Here is a 13,620-nt window from a genome sequence, read left to right as displayed (position 1 = left end):
GCCTTTGTCGGGACAGTTGGCGATAAGGCGGGGGCCGGATGATTGCGGAGGTTAAGCGTTAGCCTCGGAGCAATCGCCGGTCCCCGCCTCTCGACAAAGAACACGACAAACCTGAATTTGCAAAATTAGTTGATTTTCTATGTTGACAAACAATATTATACATCATATAATATTGTTGAATCAAATATATTTGAAATAAAATAGTATGATCAGATTCACTAAAAAGAGGTGAGGGCATGGTATTTAACACCGGAGCTGCTCTTCTGGACGCCATTGTGCTTGCAGTGGTATCGCGGGAGCAGGAAGGAACCTACGGGTATAAGATCACACAGGATGTGAGAAAGGCGCTGGATGTCTCTGAGTCTACTTTGTATCCTGTTCTGCGAAGACTCCAGAAGGATGAGTGCCTTGAAGTTTACGACAGGCAGTTTGACGGAAGGAACCGGAGATATTACAAGGTGACGGACAAGGGACTGGCGCAGCTGAATTTGTACCGGGTGGAATGGAAGAATTATTCGAAGAAGATCAATGAGTTGTTTGAGGGAGGTGTAACCGCATGAACCGGGTAGAATTTATGACAGAACTGGCCTCATTGCTGCAGGATGTTCCGGTGGAGGAACGCAGAGAGGCGATGCGGTATTATAATGATTATTTTGATGAGGCCGGCAAGGAGAATGAGGCCCAGGCCATTTCCGATCTTGGCAGCCCTGCCAGGGTGGCGGAGAAGATCAAGGAAGATCTTAGAGGGCCGGAGCAGAAAACTTCTGCCGGGGAGAAGGATTTCCGGACAGAAGGGGGTCCGCAGGGGCCTGTCCCCCAGGGAGCGCCCCGGCCGGATACAGCCGCTTCCAGTTCTGCGGAAAGTAAGATCCTGAAGATTGTCCTCATCATCCTGGCGATCGTGGTGGGAGCGCCCATTGTGCTGCCTGTGATCGGAGGGATCCTGGGGCTTGTGCTGGGCATTCTGGCTACTGTGTTTGGAGTTTTTATCGCGCTGGTACTTGTCTTTGTGGTGCTGGCGGTCACAGGGGCGGCGCTTGTCTGGGCAGGGATCGTAAGCCTGGTTCCGGAGATCGCGGTAGGCTTGGCGCTGATCGGTACGGGGCTGATCCTGGGCGTGATCGGCGTGATCGGCACCGTTGCCTGTGTGAAGCTGTGTATGGTGGTATTTCCTGCGCTGTGCAGGGGGATCGGGAACCTGTGCAGAAAGCCTTTTCACAGAAAGGCGGTGGGCTAAGAGATGAAGAGAAGATGGAAGATATTCTGGACTGTGTGCGGGATCACCGCTGCGATTGGTCTTGCCTGCTGTATCGCGGCCCTGGCCCTGGGAGTTACCGCGGAGATGATCGAGGGCCGTTTCCCCGGTGGTTTTGGGCTTGTGTCCGGCGGGAAAATGAGCAGCCAGGAATCCTATACCGGCGTGCGCAAGATTGATATGGATCTCTCTGCGGGAGATGTGGAAGTCCTTCCCACAGACGGACATGAAGTTGTGGTAGAAACAGAAGGGATCAGCAGGAGACTTGGATTTGCTTCAAATATGGAAGAGGATGAACTGGAGATCACTTCGAAGAAATGGTCGATCTTCGGGGCTCGTAAGTGGACAGGGAAGATCTATCTCTATCTTCCCGAAGAAGTGACGCTGGAAGAGATCTCTCTGGGGATCGACGCAGGGAACCTGACGGTGCGGGATCTCTGGGCGGAGGAGTTTTCGCTGTCAGTGGGAACCGGGAACGGCCACGTAGAGAATTTTACCGCCCGGGAAGCAGATATCGACTGCGGGGCCGGCATGATCACTGCCAGCGGCTGTGCCAGCCGTACCCTGGAGCTTGACTGCGGCGTGGGAGAGATCGAGTATACGGCGCCCGGCACAGAAACGCGCTATGATTATGATGTCAACTGCGGCGTAGGCGAAGTGAGGATCGGTTCCAGAGAATATTCCGGCCTGGGAAGAAGCGGACAGGTGAACAACGGGATGGAGCGTAAGATCAAGATCGACTGCGGCGTAGGGAGCGTGACCGTGGATTTTGACGGCGGAGCAGTCCATGATCAGATGAAGGGGACCCGGGAAAGACATGGGGACCACCGGCTTTAATATAGAAGAGAAGGCCATAAGCCTGGAATTATCCGGATATCGTGAATAATTCCAGGCTTTTCTGTTCATACTCCAGAAAAAGAAAGGGGTATGTAAGATGGCTGGAAAGAAAGACAGACCGATCCGGTTGGAGGAACTGACCCGGGAGGAGAAGATGAAATACGAGATCGCGGAAGAACTGGGCCTTCTGGACCAGGTGCTGGAGGAGGGCTGGCGTTCCCTGTCTTCCAAGGAGACCGGGCGGATCGGAGGTCTGCTTGCCAGGAGGAAGCGCGCTGTGAGTAAAAATTAACAAAAATATTAAGAACTGTGAACATTTTGTTAGAAATATTGAAAACAAACCGCCTGTTTGCTATAATCGGAAAGCTGGTAAAGAACGATAGCAGGTGGGAACATGAATGCTAAGATCAATGTTTTAGATATTGAGATCGACAACTGCACAGCCAAGGAAGCCATGAAGAAGGCGGTGGAATATCTGGCATCGGAGCCGGTGAACACTATTGATCTCCTGACCGTGGATGCACTTATGCGGCAGGAAGAAGCGGCAGAGAGGCGCAAGATATTCGATCAGCTTGACCTGGTGCTGGCCGGGGACGGGATGATCCTGGAAGCGGCCGGGATCGAGAGCCGGAAGTATCTGCAGGAGACAGAGAATCAGGTGTTCCTGAGAATGTTTCTGCGCTATCTTCACAAGAACCACAGAAGGATCTATCTTCTGGTGGAGTCGGAGGAGGACGGGCAGGAATTGTATGATTACCTGGAGCGGGCCTACGGCGGGATCGAGATCGTGGGCATGGCGAAGGTTTCCGCCCAAAACCGTGCGGACGACATGCTGGTCAACGCCATCAACGGCGGAGAAGTAGACTGTGTGTTATCGGTCCTTGCACCGCCATTGCAGGAAGAATTTATCATAGAGAACCGGACGCTTATCAATGCCGGACTTTGGATGGGCCTTGGCGCCGGGATGCTCCCGGCCAGGAACAGGGGATTTGGAAAAGGCAGGTTCAGCCAGTTCCTTGTAAAAATGATCTTCAAAAAGGAAATTGAAAAATGGCATGTGAAAAAAAGGGGAAATTAACAAAAAAACGTAATTTCCTCTTTCTTTTTTGGTAAAAATATATTAAGATAAATTCTGAAGTATGCATTTTGACAAAAGAAATCCTTCCTTTGTTGTGAAAAATGCATATTGTATCGAGTGGAGGAGATGGCATATGATATCTAATCAAATACTTCAAAATACAATTGAAGGATTGAAAGGGATCACAAGAATTGATTTTTGTGTCATGGATACGGACGGGAAATCTCTTGCCAGTACATTTGCAGAGCAGGAGGATTATGAGGAAGAAGTGGTATCTTTCGTGGGATCGCCGGCGGACAGCCAGGTTGTCCAGGGCTATCAGTTCTTTAAGATCTTTGACGACCATCAGCTGGAATATGTGCTTCTGGCCAACGGTGGAAGCGATGACGTCTATATGGTAGGAAAGATCGCGGCCTTCCAGATCCAGAACCTGCTGGTGGCTTACAAGGAGCGGTTCGACAAGGATAATTTCATCAAGAATCTCCTGTTGGATAACCTGCTTCTGGTGGATATTTATAACCGTGCCAAAAAATTACATATTGACACAGAAGTCAGACGTGTTATCTTTATTATTGAGACAAAACATGAAAAAGATTCCAGCGCTCTCGACAATATGCGGGGACTTTTGGGAAATAAGGTCAAGGATTTTGTCACGGCAGTGGATGAGAAGAATGTGATCGTCGTCAAAGAGCTGGAGGACCAGGACGGACCTGCCGAGCTGGAGAAGGCAGCTCAGAATTTCTATGAGATCCTGAAGAATGACGGGGAAGAAGAGATCCACATCGCCTATGGAACAGTTATCAATGATATCAAGGAGGTGTCCAAATCTTATAAAGAAGCAAAGCTGGCCCTCGATGTAGGGAAGATATTTTTTAGTGAGAAAAATGTCATTGCGTTCAGTGAGCTCGGGATCGGGCGTTTGATCTACCAGCTTCCCGTGCCGCTTTGCAAAATGTTCATTCGTGAGATATTTGAGGGGAAATCACCGGATGATTTTGATGAAGAGACGTTGACGACCATCAACAAATTCTTCGAGAACAATCTGAACGTGTCAGAGACATCCAGACAGCTGTATATCCACAGGAACACCCTGGTATACCGTCTGGACAAACTTCAGAAGAGCACGGGTCTTGACCTGCGTGTCTTTGAAGATGCCATTACTTTCAAGATCGCCCTTATGGTGGTGAAATATATGAAGTATATGGAGTCACTGGAGTATTAGTAATTAGGAGGAGCATATGATTGAATTAAAAGACGTTACAAAGGAGTATTCCAAAGGGATCGCAGCCCTGAACGGCGTGAGCCTGAAGGTGGAGAAAGGGGAGTTTGTTTTCATTGTAGGCGACAGCGGTTCCGGAAAATCCACGCTGATCCGTCTGATCATGAAGGAGTTGGAGCCCACGTCAGGGACCATCATTGTCAATGGTCAGAACTTAAACCGGATGAAACACCGTAAGATCCCGATGTACCGGAGGAGACTGGGAGTTGTATTCCAGGATTTCCGTCTTCTGAAGGATCGGAACATCTATGAGAATATAGCCTTCGCTCAGCGGGTGACCGAGGTCCCCACAAGAGTGATCAAGAAGAAAGTGCCGGCAGCCCTTTCTCTGGTTGGACTGGCACAGAAATACAAATCATTCCCGAAGGAGCTCTCAGGAGGCGAGCAGCAGAGAGTGGCGATCGCCAGGGCGATCGTAAACGAGCCGGCCATCCTTCTGGCGGATGAGCCTACGGGAAACCTGGACCCGACCAATTCCTGGGAGATCATGAAGCTCCTGGAGGAGGCCAATGAGAGAGGGACCACAGTCCTTGTAGTAACACATAACCAGGAGATCGTAAACGAGATGCAAAAGCGCGTTGTCACAATGAAAAAGGGGGTCATTGTCAGCGACGAGAAAAAAGGTGGGTATAAATAATGAGGATAAGTACAGTTGGATATTCGATGAAACAGGGCGTGAAGAACATAGGAAGAAACAAGATGTTTTCTATTGCCTCCATTGCTACGATGGCAGCATGTATTTTCTTGTTTGGACTTTTTTATTCTATCGTGCTCAATTTCAATTATATTGTAGAGAAGGCGGAGGAAAGTGTGGCGATCACCGTTTTCTTTGATGAGAACGCCACACAGGCACAGAAAGATGAGATCGGAGATACGCTGGCCGATGCGGACGGGGTCTTAAGTGTGACCTATGTCAGCGCGGATGAAGCATGGGAGAGCTTCAGCGAGACTTACTTCGGCGGTTCGGAGGAAGCGGCGGAAGGATTTGCCAATGACAATCCGCTGGCCACATCAGACAACTATGAGGTTTATCTGTCTGACGTATCCAAGCAGGACGACGTGGTGGCTCTGGCCAAAAGTCTTCCCGGTGTCCGGCCCGATGATGGGGAGAACGAAGGCGTGAAGAAGTCGGATGTAGTAGCGGATACGCTGACCAGCGTGAACCGACTGGTGGGATATGTTTCCGCAGCCATCATCCTGATCCTTCTGGTGGTATCCGTCTTCCTGATCAGCAATACGGTTACCATGGGTGTTACCGTGCGTAGAGAAGAGATTGCCATTATGAAATATATCGGCGCCAAAGATGGATTTGTCCGGGCACCTTTTATATTCGAGGGTCTGTTGATCGGAGTCATCGGCGCGCTGATCCCGCTGGTTCTTCTGTACTTCATGTACGGCCGGGCAGTGGAATACATCATGACCAGATTCAGTCTTCTTAGAAATATTATCGACTTCCTTCCGGTCACCACAGTTTATCGGACGCTGCTTCCTATTGGGATCGCGCTGGGAGTGGGAATCGGATTCCTGGGAAGTTTCATGACGATTCGGAAACATTTAAGAGTGTAATTTGCAAGAGTATAAGATTAAGGGGTTTTATTTACGGGGGTACATAGGATGCGAGGAAAGAGGATCATCAGTATTTTATGCGTATTGACACTTTGTCTGGGAATGACGTTCCAGGTAGAGGCGACCGGTCTCCAGGAGAAGAGGGAGCAATTACAGGACCTGGAGAAGGAAAAAGCTGCCGCTGAGCAGGAGAAGAAAGAACTCTCCCAGAAGCTGGAGGGGATCATGGCCGACATGGAGGAGATCTCTGAGAAGATCGAGGCCAAGGAAGCCGAGCTGGCGGTAAAAGAGGAAGAACTGGCCCAGGCTCAGGTCGATGAGAACGACCAGTATGAAAGCATGAAGAAGCGGATCAAATATATGTATGAGAATGGCAGCGGCCAACTCATAGCGGTCCTGCTGGAGTCCAAGGATATTACAGATTTTCTGAACAAGGCGGAGTATATTTCCACGATTTCTGAATATGACCGGGATATGCTGAAGAAATTCCAGGATATCGTGGCTGAGGTGGAAGCGCAGGAAGAAAAGCTTCAGGAAGAGTACGATGAGATCGAGGCCATGCAGAATGACCTGATCGAGAAGCAGGATACCATTGAGACGCTTATTGATGAAAAGGATACCGAGATCGGCGAGATGTCTGCGGATCTTAAGAAACTGAAGAAGGCGGTGGAGACGGCGGAGCGGAAGCAGCGGGAAAAGGCTTCTTCCTATTCCGGAAGCGCGGGTGCTTCCGTTGTCAGCGGCAACGGGATGTTCACTCATCCCTGCCCGGGATACAGCCGGATCTCCAGTTATTTTGGACCAAGAAAGCAGCCGATGGCGGGAGCCAGCAGCAACCATAAGGGGATTGATTATGCGGCGGCGGCCGGAACGCCTATCTATGCGGCGGCCAGCGGTACCGTTACCACTGCCGGTTACAGCGGGGCTGAAGGCAACTGGATCGTGATCAATCACGGAAATGGTCTGCAGACCTACTACATGCATTGTCTGAAGCTTTATGTACATGCAGGTCAGAAGGTCAGCAAGGGCCAGAATATTGCGGCGGTTGGAAGCACCGGGAATTCTACCGGCCCTCATCTGCATTTCCAGGTGATGGACGGCGGTGTGGCAAGAAACCCGCTGGCTTATCTGTAGACAGGATGGATAGAATATGAGACATCAAAAGAGATTTTGGCAGGGGGCGCTGTGCGGCGCCCTCGCTGTATTGTTGGGACTTGGGCTTGTGTCCTGCGCAGGAAGACTTCCTTTCCTTAGCAAAGAGGAGGCAGTATCCCAGGAGACAAAGGAGAAACTCTCCGGGATCCAGGCCCTGATCCAGAAGGAGTATATCGGGAAAGTGGATGAGGACGCCCTTCAGACCGGGATCTGCCAGGGATATGTAGGGGCGCTTGGAGACCCTTACTCAGCATATTATGATGAGGAGCAGACCAGCGCGCTGATGGAGACCACCCAGGGAGAGTATGGGGGGATCGGAGTGGTGCTTACCCAGAACCTGGATACCGGGGTTACTACAGCTTCCAGTGTGTATGAGGATTCTCCTGCCATGAAGGCAGGGATGAAAGACGGAGATATCATTTACCAGGTGGAGGGCCGGGATGTGTCTGGCATGGCCCTTGAAGAGATCTCCGGAAGTATCAAGGGAGAGAAGGGGACCACCGTGGAGATCACCGTCCTTCGGGGAGAAGAACGGGAAGAGGTTACGCTTACCATAACCAGGGATACCATCCAGGCGGAGACGGTGAAGACCCGGATGCTGGAGGATGAGATTGGATATCTGGCCATTTCGGAGTTCGACAGCGTGACCCTGGAGCAGTATAGGGAAGGTCTGGCAGAACTGACGGCTCAGGGAATGGAGGGACTGATCGTGGATCTCAGGGGAAATCCGGGCGGCAATCTTGACACCGTCTGTGAGATCCTGGATCTCATGCTCCCGGAAGGACTGATCGTCTATACAGAAGACAAGGACGGGAACCGGCAGGAGTTTACTTCTGATGAGGCGCAGGAAGTACAGGTTCCGCTGGCAGTCCTGGTGGACGGGAACAGCGCCAGCGCCTCGGAGATCTACGCAGGAGCCATCCAGGACTATGGGATCGGCCAGATCGTAGGGACGAAGACCTACGGGAAAGGGGTGGTGCAGACCATCTATGACCTGAAGGACGGCACCAGCCTGAAACTGACGGTGGCGGAGTATTTCACCCCCAATGGAAGGAATATCGACGGGGAGGGGATCACCCCGGATGTAGAAGTGACGTATCAGCGGGATGAAAATGACCCGGAAGCAGACAATCAGCTTGACCGGGCAGTGGAAACGCTGCAAAATGAGATGGCTCCGTAAGAGGATCAAAGCCAGGGAAAAGGGAATGTCAAAAGAGGCATTCCTTTTTTTTTGGCCATATGCTAAAATAAACTATGGTTTAGCGCGAAATGCGCGGAAAGGAAAGACTATGCAGATTCTGATTCGAAATGGACAGGTTGTGGATCCTGCCGCAGGAACGGTGCAGAAGGCAGATGTCCTGGTTGAGGAAGGAAAGATCCTGCGGATCGCGCCTGAGATCCGGGAAGAGGAAGCCCGTGTGCTGGAGGCGGAAGGCTGTTATGTGCTGCCTGGATTTATCGATCTTCATGTACATCTGAGGGATCCGGGACTGGAGTATAAGGAGACCCTGGCTACCGGCGGACAGGCCGCGGTGAAAGGCGGGGTGACCACGGTGGTGGCTATGCCCAATACCCTTCCTCCCATTGATGACAGGGAGAAATATAAGACGGTTACAGAGCGTGCGGCCAAGGAATCGCCGGCCCATGTGCTTCAGCTGGGAGCCGTGACCCGGGGGCAGAAGGGAGAAGAACTGTCCGATATTGAGGGAATGGCCCATGCCGGCTGCGTGGGGCTCAGTGAGGACGGGAAATCCGTGATGAACGCAAGTCTCTACCGCCAGGCGATGAAGATTGCCAGAGACCAGGGAATGACCGTATTTGCTCACTGCGAGGATATCAACATGGTGGAAGGCGGCGTGATGAACGCTGATGAGAATGCAAAACGCCTGGGGATGAAAGGGATCACCAATTCCGTGGAGGATGTGATCGTGGCCCGGGACATCCTGCTGGCCAAGGAGACCGGGGTGAAGCTTCATCTGTGCCATTGCTCTACGGCAGACAGTGTGAAGATGGTGGAGCTGGCCAAGAAGGCGGGACTTCCTGTGACGGCAGAAGTGTGTCCCCATCACTTTATCCTGACTTCCGGTGACATCCCGGGAGATGATGCAGATTACAAGATGAATCCGCCCTTAAGGAGCAGGCAGGATGTGGAGGAACTGAGACGGGGCCTGCGGGAGGGGATCATGGACGTGATCGCCACCGACCATGCGCCTCACGGGGCCAAAGAGAAGCAACAGTCCATGGCAAAGGCCCCCTTTGGGATCGTGGGACTGGAGACATCCGCAGCCCTTACCTATACGGAACTGGTGAAGCCGGGGATCTTAAGTATCCTGGATATGGCGGACAAGATGAGCGCCGGGCCGGCCAGGATCCTGGGGCTTTCAGACAAAGGTTCTGTGGCGGAGGGAAAGACGGCGGACCTGGTGGTCTTTGATCCCGGGAAATGTTATAAGATCGACCGGGAGACCTTTGTCTCCAAAGGGAAGAATACCCCCTTCCACGGCCGGGAAGTCTGGGGTGAGGTAAGATATACCCTGGTGGACGGCCAGGTGGTCTATGAGAAAAACTAACAGCAGGAGGAGAGAGAAGTGATCGATCGTTTAGTGGAGAAGATAAAAGAAACCGGAGCGCCTATCGTGGTAGGCCTGGACCCGATGTTGAAATATGTGCCGGAACAGGTGCAGCAAAAAGCTTTTGCCCAGTACGGAGAGACACTGGAGGGCGCGGCGGAAGCCATCTGGCAGTTTAACAAGGAGATCGTGGACAAGACCTGGGATCTGATCCCGGCGGTAAAGCCGCAGATCGCCATGTATGAGCAGTTCGGGATCCCGGGACTTATGGCTTTCCAGAAGACGGTGCAGTACTGCCAGGAAAAGGGACTGGTGGTGATCGGCGACATCAAGCGTGGAGACATTGGTTCTACGTCCGCAGCCTATGCGGTAGGACATCTGGGACGGGTGAAAGTAGGAAGTAAAGAGTATGTGCCCTTGGGGGAGGACTTTGTAACCGTGAATCCCTATCTTGGGTCTGACGGAGTGAATCCTTTCCTGGATGTGTGCAAAGAAGAGAAGAAGGGCGTCTTTGTCCTTGTGAAGACTTCCAATCCCTCCAGCGGCGAATTCCAGGATCAGCAGATCCAGGGCCGTCCCCTCTATGAGCTGGTGGGCGAGAAGGTGGCCGCCTGGGGAGCGGAGCTGATGGGCAAAGAGTACAGTTATGTGGGCGCAGTGGTAGGAGCCACCTATCCAGAGATGGGTAAGGTGCTGCGCAAGATCATGCCCAAAGCCTATATCCTGGTGCCCGGCTACGGAGCCCAGGGAGGAAAGGGCAAAGACCTGGTACATTTCTTCAATGAAGACGGCCTGGGAGCCATCATCAATTCCTCCAGAGGGATCATCGCCGCCTGGCAGCAGGAGAAATATGCCTCTTTTGGAGCAGAGCAGTTTGGCGAGGCTTCCAGAGAGGCGGTCCTGGATATGCGGAAAGATATCCAGGAGGCGCTGGAGAGCAGAGGATAGAGAATCACAAAAAAGGAGTGCAGCATGAGCAAATACAAGGAATATGCGGTGGTATGTTCCCAGGAGCAGATCGCCGCGGATATCTACAGCCTGTGGATCCAGACAGAAGAGATCGCCCGGGCGGCAGGCCCGGGACAATTTCTGTCGGTGTATACCGGAGACGGGACAAAACTGCTTCCCCGTCCCATCAGTATCTGTGAGATTGATAGAGAGCAGGGGCGCCTGCGTCTGGTTTACCGGGTGACAGGACCGGGTACGGGGACAGAACAGTTCTCCCGGTTGAAACCGGGAGATCAGGTGGAAGTGATGGGACCGCTGGGGAACGGCTTCCCCAAAGACCTTACAGGGACACTGTTCCTGGTGGGCGGAGGCATTGGGATCCCGCCTATGCTGGAGCTGGCCAAAGAGCTTCCCGGAGATAAGAAGATCATCCTGGGATTCCGGGATGAGCAGTATCTGACAGAGGAACTGAACGCTTACGGAGACGTGTATGTGGCCACCGAGGATGGAAGCGCCGGGACGAAAGGAAATGTACTGGACGCCATCCGGGAGAACGGACTTCGGGGCGATGTGATCTGCGCCTGCGGGCCCACGCCTATGCTGCGGGCGTTAAAGGAGTATTCTATAGCGGAAAATATTCCCTGCTATCTTTCTCTGGAAGAGCGGATGGCCTGCGGGATCGGAGCCTGCCTTGGCTGCGTCTGCCAGTCGACGGAGGTGGACGGCCACAGCAATGTGCGCAATAAGCGTGTGTGCAAGGATGGTCCGGTATTCCTGGCAACGGAGGTAGAACTATGAGAAATACAAAGGTAACGATCGCGGGGGTGGAATTGAAGAACCCGGTGATGACCGCTTCCGGGACTTTTGGTTCCGGGGAAGAATACAGTGAGTTTGTGGACCTGAACCAGCTGGGCGCGGTGGTGACCAAAGGAGTCGCCAATGTGCCCTGGGCCGGCAATCCTACGCCCAGGATCGCGGAGACGGCCAGCGGCATGCTCAATGCCATCGGCCTGCAGAACCCCGGGGTGGATGTGTTCTGCAAGCGGGACCTTCCTTTTCTTCAGCAGTTTGACACCAGGATCATCGTCAATGTCTGCGGGCATGCGCCGGAAGAATATCTGGAAGTGGTGGAGCGGCTCTCAGAGGAGAAGATCGATCTGATGGAGATCAATATTTCCTGCCCCAATGTGAATGCCGGATTCCTGGCTTTTGGTCAGGACGCGGCCAATGTGGAGCAGCTTACCGCCCAGATCAAGCGGATCGCCAGACATCCGGTGATCATGAAACTGACGCCAAATGTGACCGATATCACGGAGATCGCCAAAGCAGCAGAGGCGGGAGGGGCGGACGCCATCTCTCTTATCAACACGCTGACCGGTATGAAGATCGATGTGAACCGGAGGACCTTCGCCCTGGCCAACCGGACCGGAGGCTTATCCGGACCGGCCATCAAACCGGTGGCTGTGCGGATGGTCTATCAGGCAGCCCATGCGGTGAAGATCCCGGTGATCGGAATGGGCGGCATAGCAACGGCAGAGGACGCCCTGGAATTTATCCTGGCAGGGGCAGCGGCAGTGTCAGTAGGAACTATGAACTTCCGGAATCCGGCGGGGACGCTGGAGATCATCCGGGGTATTGAGGCGTATATGGAGCGTTTTGGGATCCGGGATATCCGGGAACTGATCGGAGGTGTAAGAGATACTGGTTATTGATCTTTATCAGAATAAATTTCAGGAAAAGTTAAAGGAAGCGCTGATCGCAGTGCTTCCTACCATCGGGATTGTATTGTTGTTAAGTTTTACCATCGCGCCGATCCCGCCAAGCATTCTGCTTTTGTTCCTGTTTGGAGCGGCGATGCTGGTGGTTGGCATGATGTTTTTTACCCTGGGCGCAGAGCTTGCCATGTCGCCCATCGGAGAGAAGATCGGGACCAGGATCGCTCAGTCCAGGAAGCTGGGCGTGGTTCTGCTTCTGTGTTTCATTCTGGGTTTTATCATTACCATATCAGAACCGGATCTGCAGGTGCTGGCAGAGCAGGTTCCCTCGATCCCCAATGCCATTCTGATCGTGGCGGTGGCGCTGGGGGTGGGAGTCTTTCTCATGGCGGCCATGCTTCGGATGCTTTTTTCCAGAACTTTACGTTCTTTATTGATCTTGTTCTATCTGTTTGTTTTTCTCCTGGCCTTCTTCGTGCCAGATGATTTCCTTGCAGTTGCGTTTGATTCCGGCGGGGTGACCACCGGTCCTATGACGGTGCCCTTTATCATGGCGCTGGGCGTAGGTTTTGCCGCAGTACGAAGCGATAAGCATGCGGAGGACGATAGTTTCGGACTGGTGGCGCTTTGCTCCATCGGACCGATCATGGCAGTTTTGCTTTTAGGCTTTTTATACCGGCCGGAGAATACCGGATATACGCCGTCCGAACTTCCGGTGATCCGGGATTCAGTGGGGCTGTGGCAGTGTTTTGCCCACGGGATCCCTGAGTATATGGGGGAGATCGCGGTGTCTCTTCTGCCGATCGTGCTGTTCTTCGCCATTTTCCAGGTGATCTCTCTGAAGATCAGAAAGAAGCCTCTTCTGAAGATCGTGATCGGCATGGTCTATACCTATATCGGACTGGTGCTGTTTCTGACGGGAGTCAACGTTGGCTTTATGCCGGCGGGAAACTATCTGGGCGAGACCATTGCAGGGCTTCCCTACCGGTTTGTCCTGATCCCCATTGGAATGGTGATCGGTTACTTTATCGTAAAGGCGGAGCCGGCAGTGTATGTACTGAAGGAACAGGTAGAGGAGATCACTTCCGGGGCGATCTCCGGGGACGCCATGGCGCTGGCGCTGTCTCTTGGCGTGTCTGCTTCCATCGGGCTTGCTATGATCCGGGTACTTACCGGGATCTCCATCTTCTGGTTTATCCTTCCGGGATATATCCTGG

General features: G+C 52.7%; 15 protein-coding genes. All 15 read left to right on the top strand.

What is annotated here, in order from left to right; genetic code table 11:
* Positions 1 to 236: 236 nt before the first annotated feature.
* The gene (locus tag ACML7B_RS08260) at positions 237 to 560 is read left to right on the top strand and encodes a PadR family transcriptional regulator (protein WP_346707933.1); all 324 of its coding nucleotides are present in this window, start codon (positions 237 to 239) and stop codon (positions 558 to 560) included.
* Positions 557 to 1,237 (top strand): DUF1700 domain-containing protein, encoded by a 681-nt coding sequence (locus ACML7B_RS08255; RefSeq protein WP_346707934.1) that lies wholly within the window; start codon positions 557 to 559, stop codon positions 1,235 to 1,237. Before ACML7B_RS08260 ends, ACML7B_RS08255 begins: the two co-directional genes overlap by 4 nt.
* Before the next feature lie 3 nt (positions 1,238 to 1,240).
* Positions 1,241 to 2,092 (top strand): DUF4097 family beta strand repeat-containing protein, encoded by an 852-nt coding sequence (locus tag ACML7B_RS08250; protein WP_418540538.1) that lies wholly within the window; start codon positions 1,241 to 1,243, stop codon positions 2,090 to 2,092.
* Positions 2,093 to 2,189: 97 nt separating this feature from the next.
* Positions 2,190 to 2,384, top strand: a complete 195-nt coding sequence (locus ACML7B_RS08245; protein ID WP_346707936.1) for a small, acid-soluble spore protein, alpha/beta type — start codon at positions 2,190 to 2,192, stop codon at positions 2,382 to 2,384.
* 102 nt (positions 2,385 to 2,486) lie between these two features.
* Positions 2,487 to 3,170 carry a WecB/TagA/CpsF family glycosyltransferase gene (locus ACML7B_RS08240; RefSeq protein WP_346707937.1) on the top strand — a complete coding sequence of 228 codons (684 nt, stop codon included), beginning with the start codon at positions 2,487 to 2,489 and terminating at the stop codon, positions 3,168 to 3,170.
* Between the two features lie 133 nt (positions 3,171 to 3,303).
* Positions 3,304 to 4,392: a PucR family transcriptional regulator gene (locus tag ACML7B_RS08235; RefSeq protein WP_346707938.1), complete on the top strand. Its 1,089-nt coding sequence runs from the start codon at positions 3,304 to 3,306 to the stop codon at positions 4,390 to 4,392.
* Between the two features lie 16 nt (positions 4,393 to 4,408).
* Entirely contained in the window at positions 4,409 to 5,086 is a 678-nt protein-coding gene (ftsE, locus tag ACML7B_RS08230) for a cell division ATP-binding protein FtsE (RefSeq protein ID WP_346707939.1), read from the top strand.
* Positions 5,086 to 6,015: a permease-like cell division protein FtsX gene (gene ftsX, locus ACML7B_RS08225; protein WP_106789926.1), complete on the top strand. Its 930-nt coding sequence runs from the start codon at positions 5,086 to 5,088 to the stop codon at positions 6,013 to 6,015. Before ftsE ends, ftsX begins: the two co-directional genes overlap by 1 nt.
* A gap of 48 nt (positions 6,016 to 6,063) precedes the next feature.
* Positions 6,064 to 7,149, top strand: coding sequence for a murein hydrolase activator EnvC family protein (locus ACML7B_RS08220; protein WP_346707940.1), 1,086 nt, complete (start codon positions 6,064 to 6,066; stop codon positions 7,147 to 7,149).
* 16 nt (positions 7,150 to 7,165) lie between these two features.
* A complete protein-coding gene (locus ACML7B_RS08215) occupies positions 7,166 to 8,350 on the top strand; it encodes a S41 family peptidase (RefSeq protein ID WP_418540531.1) in 1,185 nt (394 codons plus the stop codon).
* Between the two features lie 109 nt (positions 8,351 to 8,459).
* A complete protein-coding gene (locus tag ACML7B_RS08210; protein ID WP_106789929.1) occupies positions 8,460 to 9,740 on the top strand; it encodes a dihydroorotase in 1,281 nt (426 codons plus the stop codon).
* Positions 9,741 to 9,758: 18 nt separating this feature from the next.
* A complete protein-coding gene (gene pyrF, locus ACML7B_RS08205; protein WP_418540529.1) occupies positions 9,759 to 10,688 on the top strand; it encodes an orotidine-5'-phosphate decarboxylase in 930 nt (309 codons plus the stop codon).
* A 24-nt stretch (positions 10,689 to 10,712) separates the two neighbouring features.
* On the top strand, positions 10,713 to 11,486 hold the full coding sequence (locus ACML7B_RS08200) for a dihydroorotate dehydrogenase electron transfer subunit (RefSeq protein ID WP_106789931.1): 774 nt from the start codon (positions 10,713 to 10,715) through the stop codon (positions 11,484 to 11,486).
* Complete coding sequence (locus ACML7B_RS08195; protein WP_106789932.1) at positions 11,483 to 12,400, top strand: dihydroorotate dehydrogenase; 918 nt, start codon at positions 11,483 to 11,485, stop codon at positions 12,398 to 12,400. Before ACML7B_RS08200 ends, ACML7B_RS08195 begins: the two co-directional genes overlap by 4 nt.
* Positions 12,401 to 12,449: 49 nt before the next feature.
* A partial coding sequence (locus ACML7B_RS08190; RefSeq protein WP_418540526.1) for a DUF1538 domain-containing protein occupies positions 12,450 to 13,620 on the top strand: 1,171 nt, incomplete at its 3' end.

The organism is Massilistercora timonensis (genome assembly GCF_048354975.1).
GTDB lineage: Bacteria > Bacillota > Clostridia > Lachnospirales > Lachnospiraceae > Massilistercora > Massilistercora timonensis.
The sequence above is the reverse complement of the archived record's forward strand: the minus strand, read 5'-3'. Positions and strand labels throughout refer to the sequence as shown.

Excerpts from the sequence above, each read along its gene's own strand:
- ACML7B_RS08260 (WP_346707933.1), top strand. The coding sequence starts at position 237 with ATGGTATTTAACACCGGAGCTGCTCTTCTGGACGCCATTGTGCTTGCA.
- ACML7B_RS08255 (WP_346707934.1), top strand. The coding sequence starts at position 557 with ATGAACCGGGTAGAATTTATGACAGAACTGGCCTCATTGCTGCAGGAT.
- ACML7B_RS08250 (WP_418540538.1), top strand. The coding sequence starts at position 1,241 with ATGAAGAGAAGATGGAAGATATTCTGGACTGTGTGCGGGATCACCGCT.
- ACML7B_RS08245 (WP_346707936.1), top strand. The coding sequence starts at position 2,190 with ATGGCTGGAAAGAAAGACAGACCGATCCGGTTGGAGGAACTGACCCGG.
- ACML7B_RS08240 (WP_346707937.1), top strand. The coding sequence starts at position 2,487 with ATGAATGCTAAGATCAATGTTTTAGATATTGAGATCGACAACTGCACA.
- ACML7B_RS08235 (WP_346707938.1), top strand. The coding sequence starts at position 3,304 with ATGATATCTAATCAAATACTTCAAAATACAATTGAAGGATTGAAAGGG.
- ftsE (WP_346707939.1), top strand. The coding sequence starts at position 4,409 with ATGATTGAATTAAAAGACGTTACAAAGGAGTATTCCAAAGGGATCGCA.
- ftsX (WP_106789926.1), top strand. The coding sequence starts at position 5,086 with ATGAGGATAAGTACAGTTGGATATTCGATGAAACAGGGCGTGAAGAAC.
- ACML7B_RS08220 (WP_346707940.1), top strand. The coding sequence starts at position 6,064 with ATGCGAGGAAAGAGGATCATCAGTATTTTATGCGTATTGACACTTTGT.
- ACML7B_RS08215 (WP_418540531.1), top strand. The coding sequence starts at position 7,166 with ATGAGACATCAAAAGAGATTTTGGCAGGGGGCGCTGTGCGGCGCCCTC.
- ACML7B_RS08210 (WP_106789929.1), top strand. The coding sequence starts at position 8,460 with ATGCAGATTCTGATTCGAAATGGACAGGTTGTGGATCCTGCCGCAGGA.
- ACML7B_RS08200 (WP_106789931.1), top strand. The coding sequence starts at position 10,713 with ATGAGCAAATACAAGGAATATGCGGTGGTATGTTCCCAGGAGCAGATC.
- ACML7B_RS08195 (WP_106789932.1), top strand. The coding sequence starts at position 11,483 with ATGAGAAATACAAAGGTAACGATCGCGGGGGTGGAATTGAAGAACCCG.